The organism is Bradyrhizobium sp. WSM2254, from assembly GCF_000472645.1.
GTDB classification, from domain to species: Bacteria; Pseudomonadota; Alphaproteobacteria; order Rhizobiales; family Xanthobacteraceae; genus Bradyrhizobium; species Bradyrhizobium niftali.
Genome location: NZ_AXAB01000048.1, coordinates 44062 through 66558, shown reverse-complemented (window position 1 = coordinate 66558; position 22497 = coordinate 44062). Strand labels below are relative to the sequence as shown.

At 65.6% G+C, this 22497-nt stretch carries 16 protein-coding genes; 7 read left to right on the top strand and 9 right to left on the bottom strand.

The features are described from left to right. Positions 1-81: 81 nt before the first annotated feature. From A3M7_RS0130535 to A3M7_RS0130520, 4 genes are all read right to left on the bottom strand, one after another. Positions 82-1440, bottom strand: coding sequence for an HlyD family type I secretion periplasmic adaptor subunit (locus A3M7_RS0130535; RefSeq protein ID WP_027547333.1), 1359 nt, complete (start codon positions 1438-1440; stop codon positions 82-84). Beyond that, positions 1437-3620 carry a type I secretion system permease/ATPase gene (locus A3M7_RS45130; protein ID WP_049823767.1) on the bottom strand — a complete coding sequence of 728 codons (2184 nt, stop codon included), beginning with the start codon at positions 3618-3620 and terminating at the stop codon, positions 1437-1439. Before A3M7_RS45130 ends, A3M7_RS0130535 begins: the two co-directional genes overlap by 4 nt. 195 nt (positions 3621-3815) lie before the next feature. Continuing rightward, positions 3816-6974, bottom strand: coding sequence for an efflux RND transporter permease subunit (locus A3M7_RS0130525; RefSeq protein ID WP_027547332.1), 3159 nt, complete (start codon positions 6972-6974; stop codon positions 3816-3818). 11 nt (positions 6975-6985) lie between these two features. Next, positions 6986-8179, bottom strand: a complete 1194-nt coding sequence (locus tag A3M7_RS0130520) for an efflux RND transporter periplasmic adaptor subunit (protein WP_027547331.1) — start codon at positions 8177-8179, stop codon at positions 6986-6988. 267 nt (positions 8180-8446) lie between these two features. On the opposite strand from A3M7_RS0130520, the gene A3M7_RS0130515 reads away from it, so the two are divergent. Continuing rightward, entirely contained in the window at positions 8447-9253 is an 807-nt protein-coding gene (locus tag A3M7_RS0130515; protein ID WP_027547330.1) for an ABC transporter substrate-binding protein, read from the top strand. 34 nt (positions 9254-9287) lie between these two features. Here the strand turns inward: A3M7_RS0130515 and A3M7_RS0130510 are convergent, their stop codons facing one another. From A3M7_RS0130510 to A3M7_RS0130500, 3 genes are all read right to left on the bottom strand, one after another. Then, positions 9288-10361 (bottom strand): hypothetical protein, encoded by a 1074-nt coding sequence (locus A3M7_RS0130510; protein ID WP_027547329.1) that lies wholly within the window; start codon positions 10359-10361, stop codon positions 9288-9290. A gap of 103 nt (positions 10362-10464) precedes the next feature. Then, on the bottom strand, positions 10465-11958 hold the full coding sequence (locus A3M7_RS0130505) for an NAD(P)/FAD-dependent oxidoreductase (RefSeq protein WP_027547328.1): 1494 nt from the start codon (positions 11956-11958) through the stop codon (positions 10465-10467). A 107-nt stretch (positions 11959-12065) separates the two neighbouring features. Then, complete coding sequence (locus A3M7_RS0130500) at positions 12066-12515, bottom strand: cupin domain-containing protein (RefSeq protein ID WP_027547327.1); 450 nt, start codon at positions 12513-12515, stop codon at positions 12066-12068. 187 nt (positions 12516-12702) lie between these two features. Here A3M7_RS0130500 and A3M7_RS0130495 point away from each other — a divergent pair, with 187 nt between their 5' ends. Then, positions 12703-13728, top strand: coding sequence for an AraC family transcriptional regulator (locus A3M7_RS0130495; RefSeq protein WP_027547326.1), 1026 nt, complete (start codon positions 12703-12705; stop codon positions 13726-13728). 13 nt (positions 13729-13741) lie between these two features. Here A3M7_RS0130495 and A3M7_RS0130490 read toward each other — a convergent pair whose 3' ends face one another. After that, entirely contained in the window at positions 13742-15619 is a 1878-nt protein-coding gene (locus tag A3M7_RS0130490) for an ATP-binding protein (protein ID WP_027547325.1), read from the bottom strand. A gap of 164 nt (positions 15620-15783) precedes the next feature. Beyond that, positions 15784-16416, bottom strand: coding sequence for a cupin domain-containing protein (locus tag A3M7_RS0130485; protein ID WP_027547324.1), 633 nt, complete (start codon positions 16414-16416; stop codon positions 15784-15786). Between the two features lie 218 nt (positions 16417-16634). Here A3M7_RS0130485 and A3M7_RS0130480 point away from each other — a divergent pair, with 218 nt between their 5' ends. Genes A3M7_RS0130480 through A3M7_RS0130460 form a run of 5 tightly spaced genes read left to right on the top strand, consistent with a single transcriptional unit; the run spans position 16635 to position 22495 of the window. Beyond that, positions 16635-18326 (top strand): peptide ABC transporter substrate-binding protein, encoded by a 1692-nt coding sequence (locus A3M7_RS0130480; RefSeq protein WP_027547323.1) that lies wholly within the window; start codon positions 16635-16637, stop codon positions 18324-18326. A gap of 27 nt (positions 18327-18353) precedes the next feature. Continuing rightward, complete coding sequence (locus tag A3M7_RS0130475; protein WP_027547322.1) at positions 18354-19304, top strand: ABC transporter permease; 951 nt, start codon at positions 18354-18356, stop codon at positions 19302-19304. Positions 19305-19307: 3 nt separating this feature from the next. Continuing rightward, positions 19308-20183, top strand: coding sequence for an ABC transporter permease (locus tag A3M7_RS0130470; RefSeq protein WP_027547321.1), 876 nt, complete (start codon positions 19308-19310; stop codon positions 20181-20183). Positions 20184-20226: 43 nt separating this feature from the next. Further along, positions 20227-21555 (top strand): FAD-binding oxidoreductase, encoded by a 1329-nt coding sequence (locus A3M7_RS0130465; RefSeq protein WP_027547320.1) that lies wholly within the window; start codon positions 20227-20229, stop codon positions 21553-21555. A 13-nt stretch (positions 21556-21568) separates the two neighbouring features. Then, complete coding sequence (locus A3M7_RS0130460) at positions 21569-22495, top strand: glyoxylate/hydroxypyruvate reductase A (protein ID WP_027547319.1); 927 nt, start codon at positions 21569-21571, stop codon at positions 22493-22495. Positions 22496-22497 lie beyond the last annotated feature (2 nt).

Below are 22497 nucleotides of genomic sequence, written 5' to 3'. Positions count from 1 at the left end.
AAATGAAGGGCGGTTTCGTGAAATATCGATCTGCATGGAAGCCATGATCTGCTCGCGGTTCCTGCGGCCAATCGCGTCGGGTCAACGTTCATGGCCGGCGCCATGCAACGTCTCCTTGATCGGTGCCAGTACGAAATCGAGCACCGTGCGTCGCCCGGTCTTGATTTCGACCGCTGCGCTCATGCCCGGCATCAGAGGACGCAGTTCGCCATTGATCGGAATCTCCATGCTGGCGGGAACGAGTCGCGCTGGAAAGCGCAGGCCCTTGCCGTTCTCCTCCACCGCGTCCTTGCCAATCTGATCGAGCCTCGCCTCTACCGTCCCGTAGCGCGTGAACGGGTAGGCATCGATCTTCACTGCCGCTGCCTGTCCTTCGCGAACGAATCCGATGTCGCGGTTCTCGACATAGGCCTCGATCAACAGCGGCGTGCCGTCCGGCACCACGATCATCAGCTTGTCCGCGGTCGTGACCACTGCACCCACGGTATGGGTCTTGAGCTCCTGCACGGTGCCGCTAACCGGTGAGACCAGGCGCCGACGCTCGTCACGCATCTCCTCCTTGGCGATCTGCTGCTCCAGTTGGGTCGCGCGTTGCAACGCCTTGAGGCGTCGATCGGATGCGCCGGCGCGGAATTGGGTGAGCGTGCCGCGCTTGGTGGCCTCCAACGCGACGAGGTCGGCCTGTCCCTGCTGTTCCTGCTGTTGCAGGCTGATCAGATTGCCCTTCTTCTCGGTCAATTCCTGCTGCACGGCGAGAACCGGCGGCTTCGGGCCGTTGCCGCGCTCGAACAATCCCTTGAGCGCCTCATAACGCTCGGTGAGCAGCGGAATGACTTCTGCCAGCACATCCTGCTGTGCGCGCGCGGAGCGGATCGCTGCCTCACGCTGCAAGCGTTGCGCATCGATCGCCGCCATCGAGGCGTCGAAGCGGGCGAGCTCCTCGCGGGTTTGGTCCTGAACGGCCGTAGCGAGCACCGGGTTCGCGCCCTCGGGTGCGGTAAACCCGTCGACGCCGCGACCCGCCAGCAGGATGCGTGCGGCTTCGGCATCGAGCAGCGCCTGGCTGCGATCGTAGCGCAGGCTGCCGAGATTTGCCGACGTGTCGGTGGGATCCAGTTCGATCAAGGTGTCGCCCAGACGGACGTGGGACCCTTCCTCGACATGGATTGCCTTGACCACGGCAGTTTCCAGCGGCTGCACCACCTTGACCTGTCCGACCGGAACGAACTTGCCCTCGGCCACGGCGATGATGTCCATGTGACTCAGCCCCGCCCAGAACAGCGAGCCGGCGAGAAACCCGACAATCACCAGACCAGTGACGCGCCAGGTCGGCGACGGCGGCGTCTCGACAATCTCCAGCGCCGCCGGCAGGAAGGCACGCTCCAGCGCGTCGTGGCGTGCTGGCCGCGCGAATTGACGGACGAGCCACTGCAATTTCACGCGGCTTGCCCTCCCTGTTCATCGCCACGATCCGATGCTGACTGACGGACCAGCCCGGCATAGAAGCCGCCCTGGCGGAGCAGCTCCTCGTGGGTGCCCTGCTCGACGCAGCGGCCCCGATCCATCACCACGATGCGGTCGGCGTGACGCACCGCCGACAGACGGTGCGCCACGATGAGGACGGTGCGACCGCGGCACATCGCGCGCATGTTGGCCTGGATGATCCGCTCGCTCTCGTAGTCGAGCGCCGAGGTCGCCTCGTCGAAAACCAGGACGCGCGGGTCGGTGGCGAGCGCACGGGCGATCGCCACGCGCTGGCGCTGTCCGCCGGACAGGTTGGCGCCGCGCTCCTCCAGCACGGTGTCGTAGGCATGCGGAAGCTCGAGAATGAAATCATGCGCGCCGGCGAGCTTGGCGACCTGGATCACGCGCTCCAGCGACATCGCCGGATTGGCAAGCGCGATGTTCTCGCGCACCGTCCGATTGAACAGGACGTTTTCCTGAAGCACCACGCCGATCTGGCGCCGCAGCCACGCCGGATCGATCAACGCCACGTCGACGCCATCGACCAGCACCTTGCCGGCCTCGGGGATATGGAAGCGCTGTACCAGTTTCATCAGCGTCGATTTGCCGGAGCCCGAGCGGCCGACCACGCCGATCACTTCGCCCGGCGAGACCTTCAGCGAGACGTCCTCGAGCGCCGGCGGCGTGGCCGGCCGATAGCGGAACACGACGTGCTCGAACCTGATGTCGCCGCGCAGCAGCGGCAGATCGTGACGGACGCTGGCGCGCACCGTCTCGGCCGGCGTGTCGATGATGTCGCCGAGCCGCTCGATCGAGATGCGGAATTGCTGGAAGTCCTGCCACATCTGCGCGAGCCGGACGATCGGCTGGCTGACCTGGCCCGCCAGCATGTTGAAGGCGACGAGCTGGCCGATCGTCAGGCTGCCATCCATCACGGCCGAGGCGCCAAGCCACAGGATCAAGGCCATCGAGAGCCTGTTGATCAGCGCCACGCTCTGCGAGCCGACGGTGCCGAGACTGACGGTGCGGAACGAGGCGGTGATATAGCCCGCGAGCTGACGCTCCCAGCGCCGCCGCGCCTGGGTTTCGATCGCCATCGCCTTCACCGTCTCCATTCCGGTCAGCATCTCGACCAGCAGCGACTGATTCTGCGCCCCGCGCGCGAAACGTTCCTGAATCCGTGCTTTGAGGATCGGCGTCACGACGATCGAGACCAGGATGTAGAACGGGATGGCGGCGAGCGGAATCAAGGTGAGCATGGGCGCGATCAGCGCCATCACCGCGAAGAACACCACGGTGAAGACGATGTCGATGATCAGCATCAGTCCGGAACTGGTCAGGAACTGGCGGATGTTCTCGAGTTCGCGGACCCGCGCCACCGTCTGGCCCACCGAACGAGATTCAAAATAGGCGATCGGAAGGCCGACCAGGTGTCGAAACAGCTTGGCGCCGAGAATGGCGTCGATCCTGCTGGTGGTGTGGGCGAACAGGTAGGTGCGGATGCCGCTGAGCGTGATTTCCAGAACGGCCAGCCCGGCCAGCGCCATCATCACCACGGTCAGCGTGCTGACGCCTTTGTGGACCAGCACCTTGTCGATGATGACCTGGAAGAACAGCGGCGTTGCGAGCGCTGCGATCTGCATGAACAGCGAGACCAGCAGCACCTCGCCGAACACGCGCCTGAAGCGGACGATCACCGGCAGGAACCAGGTCATCCCGAAGCGCGCAAATCCGCCGTCGGCAGCTTCGCGCAAGGTGACGACGATGAGCCCGCCACGCCAGCGCGACGCCAGTTCTGCCTCGGTCCAACGTGTGGTTGGCTTGCCGATTTCCTGCACCAGCACGCCGTCCGGATCGACCCGCGCCAGAATGAAGAAGCCGCCATCCACCGCTTCGGCGATCGCCGGCAGCGGCGAACGCGCGAGCCGGGCAAAATCGGTCGTGATGTAACGCGCCTTGAACCCTTCGGCCTTCGCCGCCCGCAGCAGGTCGTCGCGGTCGGCGAACGCCCCGGGCTCGACATGTTCACGCCGCGTCTGCTCGACGTCGATGGGCTTTTCGTGGACCGCTGCAAGGATGGCAAGTGCGACGATGCCGGTGTCGATCACCGGCTTGGAGAAGTCGGCGGCTTCGGCAAGGCTGGCTTGGTCAGACATCAGCGCTCCAGAATCGGCGCACGGAAGCACCTTCAACGCGCGCGGAGCATTCCGGTTCACCCTCCGGACGAATTTTTCAACAACGCACGCGGAGCGAATGTGACACTTATTTGTCCACGAGCGCAGCGGACCTCGTTCGGCGCACCACGAAGGTCAGCTGGCGGTTCAGGTGCGCCGGTCGGCGGCCGAGATTGACTACGGTTTCATCTCCGCGGCCGGCTGCGCCTTCGGCACCTTCTTCGACGCCAGCCAGTTCTCGAACCGCTGCACCACCACGAAGAAGGCGGGCACGAACAGCACCGCGAGGCAGGTCGAGGCCAGCATGCCCGAGAACACGGTGATGCCGATCGACTTGCGGGCGCTGGCGCCGGCGCCGGTCGCGATCACCAGCGGCACCACGCCGAGGATGAAGGCGAACGAGGTCATCAGGATCGGGCGGAAGCGGGCGCGGGCCGCTTCGATCGCCGATTCCAGGATCGGCTTGCCGTCGCGGCCGTGCAGCTCGAGCCCGACCTCGACGATCAGGATGGCGTTCTTGGCCGACAGCGCGATCAGCAGGATCAGGCCGATCTGGCAGTAGAGGTTGTTGTCGATCTTCAGGCCGTTGAGGATCAGCATCGGCCCGATCAGCGACAGCGGCACGGCGAGGATCACCGAGATCGGCGCGTACCAGCTCTCGTACTGGCCGGCGAGCACGAGATAGACCAGCAGCATGGCAAGCCCGAACACCCAGTAGATCTGGTTCGAGACCGCCTTCTCCTGATACGACATCGCGGTCCATTCATAACCCGTGCCCTGCGGCAGCGTCTTGTCCGCGATCTCTTCCATCAGCTTCAGCGACTGGCCGGACGAGTAGCCCTGCGCCGGCAGGCCGATGATGGTCGAGGATGGATAGAGGTTGTAGAGGCTGATCAGCGACGGGCCGGTGGCCGGCGTGATCGTGGCGACCGTGCCGATCGGGATCATGTCGCCGTTCGAGTTGCGCACCTGCATGTTGGCGATGTCGCGCTCGGTGACGCGGAACGCCGGATCGGCTTGCGTATAGACCTGGAAGACGCGGCCGAACTTGTTGAACTGGTTGACGTAGGACGAGCCGAGATAGGTCGACAGCGCCGAGAACACCTGATCGGTGGTGACGTGCAAGGTCTGGGTCTTGACGCGGTCGATCTCGACGTTGAATTGCGGCACCGACGAGCGGAACGAGGACTGGACGCGCTGGAGCGCGCTCTGGCTCTGGCCATTGGAGACCATCGCACCGGTGATGGCTTGCAGCTTGGCGAAATCGCTGTTGCCGTCACGCAGCTCGACCTGCATCGAGAAGCCGGCGGCGTTGCCGATGCCCTGGATCGGCGGCGGCGGCAGCACGATGGTGCGGGCTTCCATGATGGTCGCGAGCTTGTCATTCAGTCCAAAGACCAACGAGCGCAGATCCTCGCCGGGCCCTTTACGGGCTCCCCAGTCCTTCAGGATGATGTAGGCGACGCCGGCATTGGCGAGGCTCGCGCTGTTGTCGAGCGCGGAGATGCCGGCGATGGTGATGACCTGCTGGACTCCAGGGGTGTCCTTGATGAGCTCGCTCGCTCTGTCGAGCACCGTCTGGGTTCGCTCCAGCGCGGCGCCGTCGGGCAGCTGGATGGCGGCGATCAGATAGCCCTGGTCCTCGATCGGCAGGAAGCCGGTCGGCACCCGCGACAGGCCGTAGCCGCCGATACCGATCAGCACCAGTGCGACCGCGACCGACACCGTGGCGTGCCTGACCAGGAAGGTGATCAGCCGTGTGTAGCCGCGCTCGATCCGGTTATAGACGTTGTTGAAGCCGCGATAGAAGAAGTTGCGCTGTTCCGGCGGCACCGCCGGCCGCAGCCACAGCGCGCATTGCGTCGGCTTCAGGGTCGCCGCGTTGATGGCGGAGAGCAGCGCGGTCGCCGCGATCACCAGCGCGAATTGCGAGTAGATGCGGCCCGTGAGGCCCGCGAGGAACGAGGCCGGCAGGAACACCGAGATCAGCACCAGCGTGATGCCGACGATCGGCGCGAACAGCTGGTCCATCGCCTTGATCGCGGCGTCGTGACCGTTCATGCCCTGCTCGATATTGTGCGCGGCGCCTTCGACCACGACTATGGCGTCGTCGACGACGATGCCGATCGCCAGCACGATCGCGAACAGCGTCGACATGTTGATGGTGAAGCCGAGCGCCGCCATCGCGGCGAAGGCGCCGATGATGGTCACCGGCACGGTCGTTGCCGGCACCAGCATGGCGCGCCAGTCCTGGAGGAACACAAGGATCACGACCAGCACCAGCAGGCCGGCCTCGATCAGCGTCATGTAGACCTCGTGCACCGAGGCCTCGACGAATTTGGTGGTGTCGAACGGCGTGTCGTATTTGATGCCTTCCGGAAAGCGCTTGGCGAGCTCGGCCATCTTCTTCTCGACCGCCTGCTCGACCTGGAGCGCGTTGGCGCCGGGCGACTGGAATACGCCGATGCCGGTGGCGGGCTGCTTGTTGAGCGAGAATATCTGGCTGTAGGTCTGCGCGCCGAGTTCGACCCAGCCGACGTCGCGCACCCGCGTGACGTCGCCGCTGGTGCCTGATTTGACGATGATGTTCTCGAACTGGCTGGTGTCGTCGAGCCGTCCATTGACGTTGAGCGTGTACTGGAACGCCTGGCCCGGCGGCGTCGGCGGCGCGCCGACCTGGCCGGCCGAGACCTGCTGGCTCTGCTGCTGGATTGCGTTGATGACGTCCTGCGGCACGAGGCCAAGGACTTGCAGCTTGTTGGGATCGAGCCAGACCCGCATCGAATACTGGCCGGCGCCGAACACCGTGACGTTGCCGACGCCGGGCAGACGCGAGAGCTCGTCGCGGATGTTGATGGTGGCGTAGTTGCTCAGATACAGGCTGTCATATCTGGAATCCGGCGAGGTCAGCGTCACGAACAGCAGGATCGAGGTCGATCGCTTCTGCACGGTGACGCCCTGGTTCTGCACCGACTGCGGCAGTTGCGCCAGTGCGCTGGAGACGCGGTTCTGCACCAGCACCTGCGCGAAGTTGAGGTCGGTGCCGATCTTGAACGTGACGGTCAGCGTATAGGTGCCGTCGGAGCCGCTGTAGGACTGCATGTAGAGCATGTCCTCGACGCCGTTGACCTGCTGCTCGATCGGCAGCGCAACGGTGTCGATCACCGTCTTGGCGCTGGCGCCGGGATAGCGCGTGGTGACCTGCACGGTCGGCGGCACCACGTCGGGATATTGTGCGATCGCGAGGTTGAACAGCGCGACGCCGCCGATCAGGATCATCAGCAGTGCGATGACGTTCGAGAGGACCGGCCGCTCGATGAAGAATTTTGAGATCATGGCCGGCGCTCCTACTTGGCAGACGCCTGCGGCTGTCCGATCTTCGTCACCTGCGGGTCGATCTTCTGGCCCGGGATCACCCGGAGCAGGCCTGCGATCACGACGCGGTCGTCAGGCTTCAGGCCGCCCTCGATCACGCGCAGGCCGTTGTCGACGGGCCCGATCTGCACCTTGCGCTGCTCGACGACGTTGTCGTTATTGACGACGAGGAGATAGCGGCCGCCCTGATCGCTGCCGAGCGCGGTGTCGGGAACGAGGAGCGCGGCCTTCTCCTGGTCGAAAGGCACGCGGACGCGGACGAAATAGCCGGGCAGCAGCACCCGCTTGTCGTTGGGCACGACGCCGCGCACGGCGAGCGTGCCGGTCGATGTATTGAGGGTCGGCGAGACGTAGTCGAGGTGGCCTTCATGCGGATAGCCGGTCTCGGTCTGGAGGCCCACCTGGACCGGCAACTGTTTGAGGTCGGCCACGGTCAGGCCGCGGCGGGCCGCTTCGGCGCGGATGCGCAGCACGTCCTGCTCGTTGACCGTGAAGTTCACCCAGATCGGGTCCAGCGCGACGATGGTCGCGAGCTGGGTCGGGGAGGAGACGCCGACGAGCTCACCGATCGAGACCAGATGCGCGCTGACGATGCCGTCGAATGGCGCGCTCACCTTGGTGTAGCCGTAATTGACCTCGGCGAGCCTGGTATTGACCTGGGCCTGCTGGAGACTGGCCTGAGCGTTGTCGCGGGTTGATGTCGAGGTGTCGAGGGTGGACTGCGAGACCGCCTGGCGCTGCACGAGCTCGGCCTGCCGCTTGAAATCGGCTTCGGCCTGCTTGACCGTGGCTTGCGCGCCGACCTCCGCGGCCTTCGCCTGCTCGACCTTGAGCTTGTAGGTCTCCGGCTCGATCGTGAAGAGCTGGGTGCCCTGCTTGACGAAGGTGCCGTCCTGATAGTCGATCGATTGCAGAAAACCCTGCACGCGCGCAACCAGGTCGACGCTCTTGATCGGGGCGGTGTTGCCGGTGGCTTCGACATAGCGCGTCACCGGGCGCTGTACCGGTGTTGCGACGTCCACCTTGGGGGGCGGCGGTGCCACGTAGGCGTTCTTGTCCTCGCAGCCGGCGAGCGCGATCACGGCGCTCGCGGCGGCCAGCGCCCGTCCGACATGTCTCCACGCTTCGTTGCGAGGGGCGAGAGATGCGGAATTCGCGCAGGTCATTCGGTAGCCCCCGATTGCTGTCTGTCGGTGCGGCAGGCTAGCAACAAATGCCCGGCCGTGGAACACCATAGCCATGGCAGTCACCGGCCTTGCACTGCAAACGGCGGTGTGGCCTTTGACAGGTTTGTCATGACAAACCGCTTTTCACCGCGCGCACGATCGACCAGAATTGTGTCAATGGCCGTGTCACGAAAGCGAAGCGGCCGGGACGAAGAGAAGAAGCCAGGAAGCCAAGAAGCCAAGAAGAAAAGGTGAGGAGAGCATGACATGCCCAGTTCGCTTCAATCGGCCCTTGCCGGTCTCCTCCTTGCAGCGGCGGTTGCCATGCCTGCGCTAGCCGATGGCCTGAAGGACGAGATCGCACCGACCGGCAAGCTGCGGGTCGCGATCGCAATCAGCCCTGCGGGCGGCGCGTTCTGGTCGACCAAGACGGAAGCCGGCTATGCCGGCGTGCCGGTGGACCTCGGCAAGGAGATGGCGGCCCGGCTCGGCGTTCCCGTCGAATACGTCGTGCACCAGAATTCCGGGCAGATCACCGACGCGGCTGGCAAAGGCACTCTTGAAAAAGGTGCTTGGGACGTCACCTGGCTGCCCAAGGACCCCGAGCGCGAGAGCAAGATGATGTTCGGCCCGGTCTACGAGGTCGCGGACGCCACCTACATCGTCAAGCCCGGTTCGAGCGTGACCAATTTCGCTTCGCTCGACCAGCCCGGCATCAAGGTCGCGGCCGTCAACGCCACCACCACCATGCGTGGCGCGATCGCGCATCTGAAGAACGCTGAGGTCACGGGCTATCAGACCTATGACGAGATCTTCAGCCTCCTGAAGAGCGGCGAGATCGATGCCTTCGCGCTGTCGCGGGACCAGCTCAACAAGATGGCGCAGAAGATTCCCGGTACAAAGGTGCTGGACGAGACGTTCAAGAAGACGGTGACGGCCGTCGCCGTGCCGCTCGGCCACAGCCAGGCATTGGCGTTCGTGACGACGTTCATGACGGACGCCACGACGAACGGCACCTTGCGCAAGGCCTATGACAACAATGGCCTCAAGGACTCGCCGATCCGCACCGAATAGGGCAGGCGGCGCAGGGCAGGTTGCAACCGGTCGCTCAGTGCGCCCTGATCTCCGCGTATTTCGCCATCGCGCGCTCGAATTTGCGGTTGAACAACCACATCGCAGCGAGGATCTCGCGGAAGCTCGCCGAGCTGCGCGATCTGTCGGCCTGTCCAAAGGCGAAGATGCTGTTGTTGCGCAGGTGCCTCATGATCGTCGGGCTGGACACCCGGTAGTTCAGGAGATCGCTTGATTTGAGCGCGGACCGCGTCGGAGTGGGAACGATCTGGATCAGCTCGAACAGCTTCATCTGGTCGATCGGGTCGGGCAGCGTCTTCACGATCGCGGGGATTTCCCGGAAGACATCGGCATGCGCGTTCATCAGGCCGTCGCGCACGTTGGTCCAGTGGTTGAAGCGGTGATCGGTGCCGCGGGCGCGCGCCTCTTCCTTGTCGTCGCGCGCGCTCAATTCGGGATCGGCCGCCGCGATCTCTCCCTTGATGGCCTCCCATTTCCTGCGGCCGTTGCGGTCCTCGGAGGGGCCGGTCTGGAAGCTGCCCATATAGGTGTTCGAGCGTCCGTTGCGGACATTCTGCTTGCCGTTCGTCTCCGCAAAGAACAGCCCGAGGCTGATGCGGCCGGCAGCTTCGGCGTGTCCAGGTGCAAGTCCCTTCGCGCGTGCAATCGCGACGGCGAGATCGACGACGTCCTTGAACGGCGTCGGCGAGTTCTGCGCGCCGGCGGGCGGCGCCTCCATGATGTCGAAGAGCCCAGCGTATTCGTCGACCAGCGGCTCGATCGCGGCATCGAAATAGGCCGGCGGAATCTCGAACTTGTTGGGCTTGCCGATCCGCGACGGCATGGCGTCGGTGAGATCCTTGTAGCTACTAATGACAGCGACGCGTGCGAGATAGAGCGCCTGTCCCGGCAGGTTCGGCAGCGGCTCCTTCGCCTCGATCTGTCGGCGCCGCTCGGCGAGGATGGATTTGAAATCGCCGAGCGCGCGATCGTAGGCCGCAAGTGCCTCCGATTGCTTTGCGTTAAGCGTTTGTGCCTGGCTGACCGTGAACATCGTGACGATCAGCCCAAGCACCGCCATGGCTGCGGCGGCCTGACATCGTAGTCCCATGGCGAGTTCCCATGTGCCGGAGATTCGTCGGTCATGGGGATCGTAAACATCAAACGCGCGGACTGGCGAGTTGCAAATCCCGCTCAGCCCGGGTTCTCCGACCTCACGCTGCGGCCCGGTAATCCGGCGCCGTCGCCAGGAACTTCGCATAGGCATCCGCATCCGGCGGCTGGAAGTGTCCGGCGAGCCCGCCGCGCTTCTGGTCCTTGGCGCCGATATCGGCCATGAGCTCGTCGAAATGGCGGTAGTGATAGGGCGCGACGCACAAGCCGCCATAGACGCCGGCGGCTGGCCGCTCGACGCGCTTGAAGTGCAGCATCATCTCGATGTTGTCGTGCATCTGCCGCGCCGTCGGCTGGTTCGCGAGCCGGCCGTCGGCATAGCGCACCAGCCAGTTCGCCGCGAGATCGGCACAGAGCACGGTGCAGAACGACGAGTTGAAGCCAACGAAGCCCATCTCCGGCAGATCAGGGTTGGCGATCAGGCGATAGAGCCGGTACTGACCGTCCGCATCGACCAGTTTCTGCTGATAGGCCGAGGGAAGGAACGGCACGCCGAGCTTGTAGCCGATCGCGAGCACCGCGACGTCGGCACCGATGCGCTCGCCGCCGCTCATCACGATGCTGTCGCCCTCGTAATGGTCGAACGTGCCGAACACCGCCTTGATGCGGCCGTCGGCGACCATCGGATGGAAGCCCGGGGTTGCGATCGGCACCGAGCAGTTGACGCCGTCCTCGATCCGCTCTTTCGGCACCATCTTGCATCGGCCAAGCTTGAGCTGCGCCTTCAACAGGCTCTCCAGCCCGCGCCAGTTCGCCCAGATCAGCGGCGCGGCGAGACGAAGCGCGAGCCGCGCCATGGGGCTTGCGCCCCAGCCCGGAAACATCTCCTCCTGCGCGCGGATGTAGAGGATGCGCTTGAAATTCACGAGGCCGCCGATGAAATAGGGGATGCGCCAGACCGGCTCGCGCATCACGATGGTGACCTCGCGTGCACCCGATTTCACCGCGTTCACCGCGATGTCGGTCGCCGATTTCGAGCCGCCGAGCACGACGACGCGGCGTCCTTTCGCCAGGCCGGAATCGCTGTATTTCGACGAATGCAGGATCTGGCCGCCCTGCGCCAGGAATCCGTCCTCGCCCGGGCAATGCAGCTCTCGCGGCTCGTTGAACTGCCCGGTGCAAACCGCGACGAAATCGAAATCCTCGTTCGTCGCCGTGCCGTCCCTGTTCGTCAGCGCGAGCGTCCAGCCCGGCTTCCCGTCGGCGCGCCGCGCCATGCCGGCGACCTCGGTGTTGAGGCGCAGCATGCGGTCGAGGCCGAAGCTCTTGGCGTAATCGGCGAGATAGGCGTGGACCTGCGGCCCGGTCGGCCATTCCGGATAGGCGTCCGGCATGGCGCGATCGGTGTAGCGATAGAGATCCTTCGGGCTCTGGGTCTGCACGTCAGGGTAGGAGCGCGCAGGCTCCCAGACGCCGCCGAGATCGCCGCTGCGCTCGAGAACGGTGACGCGGTGGCCGCGGGTGGAGAATGCCTTTGCGGTGGCAAGACCGGAGACTCCGGCGCCGATCACGCAAACATGCTTGGGACTGACCATGGGATTGCTCGCAATCAGGGTGTTTTCGTGCGCATGCGGCCACGCTCGGCCGCAATGCGCGGCCGGCGGACCTGCAAGCAGATGAAAGTGGACGGTGAGGCGGCCGCCTACTCGTTGGCCTCGGGCGGCAGGAAGTCCACCTCGTGCAGCGCCGAGATGCGTACGACTTCGGCAGGGTCGGTCAGATTGTGGAGCTGGTTGAACAGCGCCTCCAGCTTCTGCATCGGCGAGACCCAGAACAGCGCGCGGCACGGCTTGTCGGATTTGTTGAAATAGCCGTGCGGAATGCCGCGCGGCATGCGCACGAGGTCGCCGGCATGGGCCTTGACCCATTGGCCGTCGAGCTTGAGATCGAGCGTGCCCTCCTGCACCAGGATGAACTCGTCCTGGGTCGGATGGATGTGCACCGGCACGAACTGGCCGGGATCGCTGTTGGTCTCGAACGCGAAGGTGGAGTCGGTGACGGCCTTGGGGAAATAGACCTGACCAAGGATGTTCCAGCTCTTGCCGCCATAGCCAGTGCCGACAGCGGTTATGCCCTTTTCGAGTGCAGTCATGGCTCGCTCCTCATGGATTCCGGCGAGGATGGAGCTTCGGCCAGCGACCGGCTGCCTGTCTATCCGCTAAACGAATCCGGATGGAGCTTTTGCCATGCAGCACGACGATTTTGCGAAGCGGCCCTTTCCGCGTCCGGGGAACTATTATAGGCTTAAAGCAATTCCGTGACGCGAAGCGTGGTCGACGATGTCCGCAGCCGTGCTGGAAATGAGCGCAAGTGCGTCCGCAGCTGAACGGCTTGCGGGCTTCGCCCGCGTCGCCACTGATGATGTCGACGCGGCGGCCGAGCAGATCGGACGCATCTTCTGTCCGCACGATCTCAAGCCGGCACAGGCGCGGGCGGCCGGCTTCTCCGCCCGGCACAATTGCGCGGCATTCGACGGCTTTTCCATCAACTACGTTGCCTATGGCGGATCCGTCAGCATCGATCCAGGCTGCCTCGAACGCTTCTTCCTGGTGCAGGTCCCGCTCACGGGCGCCGCCCGCATTCGGGCCGGCGCCGGCGAATTCGATGCCGTACCGGACCGGACGGCGTCGCTGCTGTCGCCGACGATCCCGACCCGGATGATGTGGAGCGACTGTGCCCAGGTGATCCTGTTGCTTGACCGCCGCATGGTCGAGCAGCGCGCCGCGGCCTTGTCGGGGAGGGTGGCGGGCCCGGTCGAGTTCGATCCTGTGATCGACCTGGACGCGCCGTCCGGGCAGGCCTTGCGGAGCAGCCTTGCCGGGCTGATGACGCTCGCCGAACGTCTTGGTCCCGCCGGCAGGCTTTCACCGGTCGCGACGGCCGACTGGCGGGAGGCGCTGCTCGATCACCTCCTCAACGGCCAGCGTCATGGCCTGTCGGATGCGATCAGGACGTTCTCAGGGCAAGCCGAACGTCTGCCGCGGGCGCTCCGCGTGGCGCGGGACCGTCTTGCGGACAATGCCGGCGAGCCGCTCGACCTTGCGCAGCTCGCCTGCGCCGCCGGGATCGGCATCCGCGCGCTCCAGCTCGGCTTCCGCCGTCATTTCGGCGTGTCGATCTCGGAGATGCTGCTCGACATGCGCCTCGCCGGCCTGCACGCCCGGCTCGCGCAGGCCCCGCCCGATGCCTCCATCACCGAGATCGCCTTCGATCTCGGCTTCACGCATCTCGGCCGCATGGCCGGCGCCTACCGTGAAAAATTTGGCGAGACGCCGTCGGCAACGCTGCGGCGAAGGATGAGCTAGCGCGAGAGGAGACCTACTTTCGCGACCGCGTCGTGCCGTTGTCTTCAGCCGCCTGCCTGCGCAGAAAACCCTCGACATCGGCCTGCACCGAATAGGGCGTCGGGATCGGGTCGCCCACGGAATCGACGGCGGTGTCGAGCGAGCGGCGCAGCATGCGCGCGAGCTCGGCCTTGCGGTAGGGTTTTGTCAGAAGCGGTGCGCCCATCGTGGCGCGGCCCTGCGCGTTCAGCGAATCGTAGGCGTATCCGGAGGTGAACAGCACCCGCAGGGACGGCCGCGCGGCCACCATCTGCTCGGCGAGCTCGCGTCCGTTGATGCCGCCAGCCAGCACGATGTCGGTGAACAGCAGGTCGAACGCCTTCCCCTCCGCGGCGATGGCGAGCGCTTCGGTGGCGTTGGCGGCGGGGATGACCTTGTAGCCGAGGCTCTCGAGCTGGACCGTGACGTATTGGCGGACGTCGCGATCGTCCTCGACGCAAAGGATGGTTTCGCGCCCGCCCACGACCTTGCGATCGTCATAGCCGGCCGGGCGCATCGTGCTGGTCTCGGCCTTCGGCAGGTAGATCGTGAATGTCGTGCCGCGGCCTTCCTCGGACGCGACCTTGATGCCGCCGCCGGATTGCTTGACGAAGCCGAACACCATGCTGAGCCCGAGCCCCGTGCCCTTGCCGACCTCCTTGGTGGAGAAGAAGGGATCGAAGATCCGCTCCAGGATAGCCTGCCGCATGCCCGTGCCGGTGTCGGCGATCTCGATCTCGACATAGTCGCCGGCATAGCCGGCGCCGACCGCCACAGCCTCGCGGACGCCGAACACGACATTGCGCGTCGTCAGGCTCAGCCTGCCGCCGTCCAGCATGGCGTCGCGGGCGTTGATCGCGAGGTTGAGCAGCGCCGAGCTCAGCTGGCCGCGGTCGACGAGGGCGAGCCAGACCTTGCTGTCGAGCTTCGTCACGATCTCGATCTTCTTGTCGAAGGTCGCCAGCAGCAGTTTTGCGAGCTCTTCGAGCAGCTCGTTGACGTCGATCTCCGTCGGCTGCAGCGCCTGCTTCCTTGCAAAGGACAGCAGGCTCGAGGTCAGCGCGGCGCCGCGATCGGCGGCCTCGCTGATCAGCTTGGTGATGGTTGCAAGCGGCGGATTGTCCTTCACGGCGTCGGCAAGGATCTCGATCGTGCCGGTGATCACGGTGAGCATGTTGTTGAATTCGTGCGCGATGCCGCCGGTGAGTTGCCCGACCGCCTCCATCTTCTGGGCCTGGATCAGCTGCTCCTCGGCGGCGCGTTTCTGGGTGATGTCCTTGACGAAACTGTTGATGATGGTGCGCCCGCCGAGCCGGAGTGCCGTGCTCGACGCCTCGACCAGGATCGCATCGCCGTTCCGGTGCAGCAGGCTCACTTCGATGCGGATGCCGATCGGCGTATCCGACAGTTCCGGCAACAGCCGCATCATGCGCTGCCTGAAGCCGGCGCGGAGCGGCTCGGCGACGAGGAGGTCGACGACGTCGGCGCCGATGGCCTCCTGCCGCGACCATCCGGTCAGGGCTTCGGCCTGAAAGCTCCATTCCACGACGATGCCGCGTTCGTCGGTCTGAATGAAGGCGTCGAGCGCGGTCTTGATGATGGCTTGCGTCATCTGTGCGCTCTCGGCGACGGCCTTCGCCCGATCGGCCAGTTGCGCGGAAGCCCGCTCGGCCTGCGACGTCGCGATCGCGCGCGTGCAGAGACGCGCGAGCAGCACCGCAACGATACCGCTCGCCATCAGGGCGATGAGCTGGGCCATGCCGAACCCGCGCGGGCCGGCGGTGCCGGTCACGGCATAGGAGGCGAGAAGGAGTGCGGCGGTCACGACGACCTGAGCGGCCATCGCAAATGTCACAACCTCCCTGAGTTTCATGGTCTCACACCCAAGACGCCAGCCGCGGACCGTCGCGGCCCCGCCCTGTCGAGGGGGCCGGCTTCATGTGAGCTACAGATTCCGTGCGTTTCCGTCGAGAGGCAATTTCCGGTGGCGCGGGGCGGCCGGCCGTCCCGGAGACGAGGCCCGCCCTGCCTCGGGCTTCAACCAGCCGGCGAGTCGGACTGGCGCAGTGTCGTCACCCAGATCGCGCGCGCCACCTGCTGGGTCGGGTTGTCGAACATGTGCGGCACGATGCTCGGGAAACGAAAACTGTCGCCGGCCTCGAGCACATGGGCCTGGTTGTCGAGCCACAGCCGCAGGCTGCCGGACAGGATGTAACCGGCCTTCTCGCCGGTGTGCTGGAGGAAGTCGGTGCCGGACGAGGCGCCGGGATTGAGCGTGAGCTCGTAGAGTTCGAGCTGGCCCTGGCCATCGGGGGTGAGGGCTTCCTTGACGACGCCGCTGGCGGTGAGGCGCAGCAGGCGGCGGCTGTTCTTGCGCACGATGTAGCGCTGCACGTCGCCGGGATCGGTGGTCTCGAAGAAATAGGAGATCGGGACCTCGAGCGCGATGCTGAGCAGGCGCAGCGTACGGATCGACGGCATGGCGCGCGCGCGTTCGAGCTGGCTGATCATGCCGTTGGACAGGCCGGTCTTGTTGGCGACGTCCTGGATCGAGAGGCCGGCGCGCTGACGCAGCAGCCGGACGGTTTCGCCGAGGCGCTGGTCGACGGCATCGTCGGCCTCGATCGTTGGAGCGTCCTTCGGGCCGTTGGTATCGCCGCGACCATCCATGTCGCTCTCCCATGCATCATCTCAGCCTTGGACCGCATCGGTCCGAGACTTCAATCGGAGTGAAAAGGTCGCGCATCCTAGCAATGTCATTGACAGCTGTATTTAGTCATGATGAACTTTTGATTGAAAAATTTAGAAGCACTAAAGCCCACTCCTGTCCCTCTGCCGGGGTCTGGGGGCGCGGGAGACGGTGCCGCGTGCGACAACGGAGAGTGGTCATGGCAAGCGACACCGGCAAGTTCGGCGTTGGGGCAGTGCATCTCGGCATTCCGAATCGCCGTCAATTCTTTCAGCTCGGGGCCGGCGCCGCGGCAGGATGGAGCCTTGCAGGCAGCGCCTTCGCGCAGACCGAGCGCCCGACCAATCCGCCAGACAAGCCGCGCGGGCAGGTGATCGCGGCGCTGTCGCAGGAGCCGACCGTCTTCCATCCGCTGATGCCAAACATCGAGGTCGATCAGGGCATCTGCTGGCAGGTGTTTTCGCCGCTCTGGTACATCGATCCCGACGGGAATTTCGTTCCCGACCTCGCCCGCGAAGTCCCGACCCTCGAGAATGGCGGCTTGTCGGCCGACGGGTTGACCTGGAAGATCAAGCTGCGCAGCGACGTGAAGTGGCACGACGGCACGCCGTTCACGGCGGAGGACGTCAAATTCTCCATCGAGCTGATCAACAATCCCGGTTTCCGCGCGCGCAGCCGGGTCGGCCATAGCCTCGTCAAGGACATCACCGTCGTGGCGCCCGACGAGATCCATTGGCGGATGGAAGCGCCCTATTCGCCCTATATGTCGATCCTGGCGTCGTTCACCTTCATCGTGCCCAAGCACATCCTGGAGAAGGTGTCCGATCCGAACGCTTCGCCGTTCCACAATGCGCCGGTCGGGACCGGCCCGTTCCGCTGGGGCGAGCGCGTGCCCGGCGATCATATCCAGCTGAATGCCCACACCGGCTATCACGGCAAGGGGCCGTACGTCGAACGCGTGGTCTTCAAATACATTCCCGACCTCACCGTGCTCTACACGCAGTTCCGCACCGGCCAGGTCGACTATACGGGCCTCGCGGGCATCCTGCCGAACTTCGTGCAGGAAGCGAAGACGCTGAAGGGCCGCAAGATCTTCGTCTCCTCGACCTCCTCGGTGGAGCATATCGCGCCCAACCTGGAATTCGGTCCCTTTGCCGACCGTGCCGTGCGCGAGGCGCTCTATCTCGGCATCAACAAGCAGGCGATCATCGACGCGCTCTATTACGGCCTGCCGACGCAGACCGAGAGCTTCGTGCCGCAGCAGGCCTGGTCGTTCCAGCAAGGGCTGCCGCAGCATAAATACGATCCCGCCAAGGCCAACGCGCTGCTCGACGCTGCGGGCTGGGTTCGCGGCTCCAGCGGCATCCGCGAGAAAGGCGGCGTCAAGCTCGAATTCACCAACTCGACGACGGCGGGCAGTGCCGTGCGCGAGCAGTGCCAGCAGCTCCTGATCCAGGACTGGCGGGCCATCGGTGCAGCGATGCGCGTCAACAACATGCCGGCGGCCGTGATCTGGGGCGACTTCTGGCAGCAATCGAAGTTCAATTCGGTGATCGTCGGCGTGAACTTCATGCTGGGCAGCGACCCCGACGTGACGCCGCGCTTCGGCTCCGGTGCCATTCCCGCCAAGGGCGGCCGCGGCTACAACACTTATCAATACCAGAACGCGGAGGCCGACCGGCTGCTTTCTCAAGGCGCCAAGCAATTCGACCTGGCGCAGCGCAAGGCGACCTATGGCGAGCTGCAAAAGCTCATCCGCAACGACCTCGCGATGCTGCCGTTGTTTCAGAGCTTCATCGCCGAGGGCGTGAAGGAGGGGCTGCAAGGCTTCCGTCCCAACATCAACATGTCGATCAACACCTGGAACATGCGCGAATGGTATTGGGCCTGATGTCTCCGGCGCGCTGGATCGCCTGAGATGGCCCGCTACGTCGCCAATCGGCTGGCGCAGGCGATCATGCTGCTCGTGATCGTCTCGGCGATCGGCTTTGCCATCCTGCATCTGGCGCCGGGCGGTCCGCTCTCGCAGTTTGCCGCCTCCGCGCAGATGACGCAGGAGGATCTCGACCGCGTCACCAAACAGCTAGGCCTCGATCGGCCGTTGCCGATCCAGTATCTCGACTGGTTCGGCCGCATGCTCAAGGGCGATTGGGGCCGCTCCTATCGCGACGGCGAGGCGGTGCTGTCCGTGATCTCGTCGCATCTCGGCGCCACCCTGGAGCTGATGGCGACGGCGACCATCATCGCGGTGCTGCTCGGCTGCTGGATCGGCGTGCTCGGCGCGCTGCGCCGCTATTCGCTGTTCGATACGCTGGCAACCGTCGGCGCAATGATCGCGCTGTCGATCCCGACCTTCTGGTTCGGCCTCGTCACCATCTACATCTTCTCGGTGAAGCTCGGCTGGCTGCCGGCCGGCAACCGCGAGACCGTCGGCGACGGCTCCTTCCTCGACCTGCTGCATCACCTGATCGCGCCGGCCCTGGTGCTGGCGCTGGTCGAGACCGCGATGTGGGGCCGCTTCATGCGCTCTTCGATGCTCGAGGTCATCCACCAGGATTACATCCGCACCGCGCGCGCCAAGGGCATGCCGGAATGGCGGATCCTCACCGTGCACGCGCTTCGTAATGCGCTGCTGCCGATGATCACGGTGGCCGGCCTCCAGTTTCCGACGCTGCTCGGCGGCGCGCTGGTCGCCGAGACGGTGTTCACCTGGCCCGGCATGGGGCGCCTGTTCCTCGATTCCATCGGCTACCGCGACTATCCCGTGGTGATGGGCATCCTGATGTTCTCGGCGACCATGGTGCTGATCGGCTCGCTGCTCGCCGACATCTTCTATGCCGTCGTCGATCCGCGCATCCGGGTGGGCTAGGCGATGACGAGCGCGGTTCTCTCCACCGACCAGCTCGCGCCCGGCCAGGCCGCCTGGCGGCGCTTTCGCCGGCATCGGCTCGCGCTCGCAGGCGCCGTGATCATCCTCGTCCTCGTCCTCGGCTCGGCGTTGGGTCCTTACCTGCTGCCGTTCGACGACACCTATATCGACATCATGAAGCGGTTCGCGCCGCCCTTGTCGGGTGCGCACATCCTCGGCACCGATGAGCTCGGCCGCGACGTGCTGGCGCGGCTGATGATGGGCGGACGGGTGTCGCTCTCGATCGGCATCGTCGCGATGGTGATCGCGATGGCGGTCGGCATCGCCGTCGGCGCCTTCGCCGGCTTCTATGGCGGCGTGGTCGGTGCGGTCCTGATGCGGCTCGTCGACGCCGTGCTGTGCTTTCCGACCATATTCCTGCTGCTCGCGCTCGCGGCCCTGACCGAGCCCGGCCTAGTCACCACCACCGTGCTGATTGCGGCAACCGCCTGGATGGCCGTCGCCCGTGTCGTCGAGGCCCAGGTGCGTTCGCTGCGCGAGCGCGAATTCGCGGTGGCGGCGCTGGCCTTCGGCTCGTCGAACCTGCGGATCATGTTCCGCGAGCTCGTGCCCAACGCGATCGCGCCGATCGTGGTCGCGGCGACGCTGAACGTTGCCAAGGCGATCCTGCTCGAATCCTATGTCAGCTATCTCGGCTACGGCATCCAGCCGCCGGCCGCGAGCTGGGGCAACATGCTCAACAATGCGCAGATCTATCTCACCAGCGCGCCGTGGCTCGCGATCGCACCGGGCCTCGCCATCACGCTCGCGGTGACGAGCTTCAACTTCCTCGGCGACGGCCTGCGCGATGCGCTCGATCCCAGGATGAACATCCCATGACGAGCCGACGAGCTTCGATCGAACTGAATACCAGGAGTGCCCCATGTCCCCGCCGCTCAACCGTATAAATAGCGACGAACGCCTGCCGGCGCAGGTGGATGTCGTCGTCATCGGCGGCGGCGTGATCGGTGTGTCCGCGGCCTATCATCTGGCGAAGAAGGGGCTTTCCGTCGCGCTCGTCGAGAAGGGGCATGTCGGCGGCGAGCAGTCGAGCCGCAATTGGGGCTGGTGCCGCCAGCAGGGCCGCGCGCGTGAGGAGATTCCACTGGCGCGTGAGGCGCTGCGGCTGTGGGAGGACATGCAGAACGACGCCGGCGTCGATGCCGGCTTCCGCCGCACCGGCGTGCTGTTCCTGACCAAGAGCAAGGACGAGCTCGCCGGCTGGGAGCGCTGGGCCGCGATCGCGCGCGAGCAGCAGGTTCACTCCACCGTCCTGACGCCGGCCGAGGTCGCCGAGCGCCTGCCCGGCAATGCCGACAAATGGGTCGGCGGCCTGCACACGCCGAGCGACGGGCGCGCCGAGCCGTCGATGGCGGTTCCTGCGCTCGCGACCGCCGCGCGAAAGCACGGCGTCACCATCCATCAGGGCTGCGCCGCGCGCGGGCTGGAGACTTCAGGCGGGCGGGTCAGCGCCGTCGTCACCGAGAAGGGCACCATCCGCACGCAATCCGTGCTGCTGTCGGGCGGCGCCTGGTCTTCGCTGTTCTGCCGCCGTCACGGCATCGAGCTGCCGATCGGCCTCGTCAACGCCACCGCGTGCCGGACCACGCCGGCGCCGGAGATCACGTCGGGTGCGCTCGGCACCGACTTCTTCTGCATCCGCCGCCGCCTCGACGGCGGCTTCACGCTGGCGCTGCGCAATCGCGGCACGGTCGAGCTGTCGCCCGACCTGTTCCGCTATGCCCGCACCTTCTGGCCGACCTATCTGCATCGCCGCAACGGACTGAAGATGTCGTTCGGCAAGTCGTTCTTCGACCAGCTCATGCGCGGCACGAGCTGGAGCCTCGACAAGCCGTCGCCGTTCGAGACCGAGCGCGTGCGCGATCCCGCGCCCGACATGTCGCTGGTCAGTGCGGCGCTGGCGTCGCTGATCAAGTCCAACCCCGAATTGAAGGACATCCAGATCGCGGAAGCCTGGGGCGGCACCATCGACTGCACGCCCGATACGATCCCGGTGATCTCGCCGGTCGATGCGCTGCCGGGCTTCTTCCTCGCCACCGGCTTCTCCGGCCACGGTTTTGGCATCGGCCCCGCGGCCGGCAAGCTCGCCGCCGACATCGTGACCGGCTCGACGCCGCTGGTCGATCCGGCGGCCTACAGCCACAAGCGCATGATCGACGGCCGCCGGCTCGCGCCGGTCAGCCCGTTCTGAGGGCCTCGGCCGCATGACGGTTCTCTACAAGGCCAACATGGTGCGCGGTGCGGAATGGGCGCGCTTCTTCGCGGAGCGCGCGCCGCATCTGCCGTTCCGGCTCTGGCCCGACATCGGCGATCCCGCCGAGGTGCGCTATCTCGTGGCGTGGGTGCCGCCCGATGACATCGCGGCGACCTTTCCAAACCTCGAGCTGGTCTTCTCGGTCGGCGCCGGCGTCGACCAGTTCGACGCCACCAAACTTCCACCGCACATCCCGCTGGTGCGCATGCTGGAGCCCGGTATTGCCGAGACCATGGTGGAATACGTCACCATGGCCGTGCTCGCCCTGCATCGCGATCTCCTGCACTTCATCAGCCAGCAGAAGCAACAGGTCTGGCGCGAGATCCGGATCACGCCGGCGAAGCGGCGGCGTGTCGGCGTGATGGGGCTCGGCCAGCTCGGCCAGGCCGTGCTCGAACGCCTCGAGGCGTTCGGCTTTCCGCGTCTCGGCTGGAACCGCTCGCCGCGCGAGATCGAGGGCGTCACCTGCTACGCGGGCATCAACAGTTTGCCCGATTTCCTCGCGCAGACCGACATTCTCGTCTGCCTGCTGCCTCTGACCGACGAGACCCGCGGCATCCTGAACGCGGACCTGTTCGCGCGCCTGCCGCGCGGCGCTTCCCTGGTCAATGTCGGGCGTGGCCCGCATCTCGTCGAGGCCGATGTCCTCGCGGCTCTCGACAGCGGCGTGCTCTCGGGAGCCGTCCTCGACGTCACCGATCCCGAGCCGCTGCCGGCGGGCCATCCATTCTGGAGCCATCCGCGCATCCTGCTGACGCCGCACAATGCCAGCATGACCACGCCTGATACGGCCGTCGACTACGTGCTCGACGTCATCGCACGTCACCGCCGCGGCGAGGATCTGCCGGGGCTGGTCGACCGTACGCGCGGCTACTAGGA